Source organism: Candidatus Zixiibacteriota bacterium, from assembly GCA_022865345.1.
Classification (GTDB): domain Bacteria; phylum Zixibacteria; class MSB-5A5; order MSB-5A5; family RBG-16-43-9; genus RBG-16-43-9.
In genome coordinates, this window is sequence record JALHSU010000074.1 from 1 (window position 1) to 3,083 (window position 3,083).

A 3,083-nucleotide genomic window follows, 5' to 3' on the forward strand; every position below is an offset into this window, starting at 1 on the left:
CGCTGAGGTTCAGGCGGCTTGAAATAGTCTTCGCCTTGCTCCTTCACCTGTCTATAAAGATCCAGGCTATATTCATCCGGAGAATGACATAAAATGGAAGTGTATTTCCCGTCTTTCTTCTTGAGAAGTAGCACGTATTTAGCCAATTCAGGAATGCTGTTCCAGCCTACATCATTCATCGGCGCAGTTGTCTCGCCTAAAAACAGGGAATCACCTTTTTCATCGAGTTTAAAAAATGTTGTCCTAAGGGCATAACTTTTACCCGACTCATTTTGAATGATAATCAGAGTATCACGTAAAGATCCTTTTAGGACACTGTCGACTCTAACCGCGTAGGTACTCACCAGTTCAGTGAAGTGCTGCACCCAACCGTCACTGCCCAGCACGTCTTTCTCTTCGGCCACCTCGGTTGAACATGAGAGAACATCGCCTATGATCACCAGGTCAGCATCAAGATAGCTTCTAGCCATTTTGAAATTATCTAAGACCTCGGTGGCTAACGCGCCAGAGCAAAATATGAGCAGAAGAGCACTAAATACAGATATTTTGCCCAATCTGGAAGTCATTGTAACACGTGAATCCCTCAGTAGAGATGCATGACCATGCGTCCCTACTCTTCTTTCAGCATGAGAAGATATCAGGAGTTCATTCATACTAGCTTATGCTTTAAATCCATCTTTTCTTCTTAATCTAATACAGTATAAGACAAAAGAATTTCTTTTGTCAAGAGTTTTCGATTTTTTCGTAGGGCAACACTTCAGGGTTGCTTCTTTTCGCATGGCTAAAGCTATGACTTACGACTCTTAAATTGTCCCGCCTTGGGGGCAAGGCGGGATTACCGATTATGCAAGGACAGAACACTGTTCTGTCCCTACAATTTTTTGAATCGGCGATTCCTATTCCCTAAGTTCAGGTCGAATACAAAAAGAAAAAGGAAGAGTTTTTAAAAAAACTCTTCCTTTTGGCTCCTTTTTCTTTAATCTTACCGCACCTTTTCCGCCATTCTCTGATAGGCTAATTGTTCCTGTTTTCTTTTCTCGACTAAAGCATTCAAAACCACCCCTTCGTTAATCCAGTTGGCTGCGGTCTCATAGGAGATTATTTTTCTCTCGTACAGGTTGAAAATCGAATGGTCCATACTATACATCTGGTCCTGAGCCCCGGTCTGGATTAAGGAGGCTAACTGTTCGATCTTCATCTGTCTTATAGTCCCCTTTACCGCAGGTGTTCCGATCAAAACCTCAGTAACCGGCACCAGCCCCTGGTTATCTTTCCTGGGAAGAAGCTTCTGGCAGATGATACCCTTTAGACAGGAGGAAAGCTGCAGAGCCGCCCCCTGCCTCTGGTCATGCGGAAAAATCCCCAGGATACGGTTGACCGTCTGAGGAGCATCGCTGGTATGCAAAGTGGTAAAAACCAAGTGTCCGGTTTCTGCTGCGGTCAGGGCAGTGACCATCGTCTCCAGATCCCTGACTTCACCGATGAAAATCACGTTCGGGTCTTGCCTTAAAACGTGCTTTAAACCGTGCTTGAAGGAATGGGTATCAATCCCGATCTCTCTTTGTTTGATCAAAGATTTCTTACTCTGGTGCACAAATTCAATCGGGTCTTCCAGAGTGATGATTATTTTTCTGAATTCCTTGTTTATCAGTTCGATCATTGCGGCTATGGTAGTGCTTTTTCCAACTCCTGCCGGGCCGGACACCACCACTAAACCATCATTGCACCTGGCCAGCTCTTCTACCACATGAGGTAGACCCAGTTCAGCAATGCTTTTGTCAGGTGGCTTGATCAGACGAAAGGCTGATTCCACATTACCCTGCTGGAAATGCACATTCACCCTCCATCTTCCCAGATTAGAAATGGAGTAGGCGAAGTTTGACTCTTTTATCTTCTCGAAACTACTGATCTGCTGGGGGGTCATAACTGAATAAATCAATCTTTTCGCCTCATCTGGTGTCAGGGATTTATTCCCCCAGTTTTTCAATTCACGGTCTATCCTCAAAGTAGGAGGATGATTCGCGGTCAGGTGCAGATCGGATGCCTGCTCTTTTACCATCTGCTCCAGCAAAGGGTAAATATCAATACTCTCGATCTGTTTTTTTAAAGTCGATTGGGCTTCTGGCTCAAGCTGAGTAAAAGTCACCCCGATAACATATTGCTCCATCTCCCACTGAGAGATGTAAGCCACCTTTCCGATGATGCTCAAAGGTTGAGCAGCTCTGGACAGGTGAAGTCTGACCTCCATGCTCGAGCCGATAGCTAAAGGAAAGGGTGAGATAAACTGCATGCCAGTGGCAGAGATGTCTTTGGTCCTGGAAGTGGTCAATACAGAAGCATTAGTCGAGTCCGGCACTCTGAAATCAAAATCGAAATGGGTTTTTATCCTCCTGGAGTCTCTTTTTTCACTATTCATAAAAACTCCTTCAAAAGATGTCTATTTCAGATTATCGGAAGAATTTGCAAATAATAAACCTGCAGAATCCTTATCCTGATTGAATTCTTTCTTTACTTGACCGGGCAGTCTTGCTTCAGTTCTTGATTTAAGGATAGATAAAAACTCAGTCCTATACGAAATAAAAAAGTGACCTCACCCTTACTCTCTCCTGGGAGGAGAGGGAGAAGAAACTATCCTCATTTAGAATTTTATATTAACGATTATTTATTCCCCGTCTTGCGTCTCCCCTTTTAATTTGAAATCTTTACTTAAAAAGGAAGCGCCTCTTTTATCCTGGGCTGGAAAACCTTAAGAAAATCCTCGACCAGAACAAGAGCCTCTTTTTCAGAAACCTCGTTCAGGGGTAGATTTATGCGGATAAAAGCGGCATCTGTGGGTGCTCTTTTTAGCGAGTTGATGACCAGGTCCAGCTTTAAGCCTAATTCGCTGGTAACCAGTCCGCTTCTGGTCTGGAACCAGTAATACATAACCTCTCTGGACTGATTGTCCGAGATCAAAAGCCGGTTTACCAGAAGACTGGACCCGGAAGAGCCTTTAATCCTGGTTTTTTCCCTGCTCAGAATCTTCCAGCCGCTTCCCGGCAGGCAGTTCTTCGGAGAATGAATCTGGGAGCCGTATTTCTGGC

General features: G+C 44.4%; 3 protein-coding genes. All 3 read right to left on the reverse strand.

The window, feature by feature from the left end; genetic code table 11:
• A partial coding sequence (locus MUP17_03160) for a hypothetical protein (GenBank protein MCJ7457975.1) occupies window positions 1–653 on the reverse strand: 653 nt, incomplete at its 3' end.
• Between the two features lie 329 nt (window positions 654–982).
• Window positions 983–2,416, reverse strand: a complete 1,434-nt coding sequence (locus MUP17_03165; GenBank protein MCJ7457976.1) for a PilT/PilU family type 4a pilus ATPase — start codon at window positions 2,414–2,416, stop codon at window positions 983–985.
• 290 nt (window positions 2,417–2,706) lie between these two features.
• On the reverse strand, window positions 2,707–3,083 hold a 377-nt coding region (locus tag MUP17_03170; GenBank protein MCJ7457977.1), incomplete at its 5' end, for an EpsI family protein.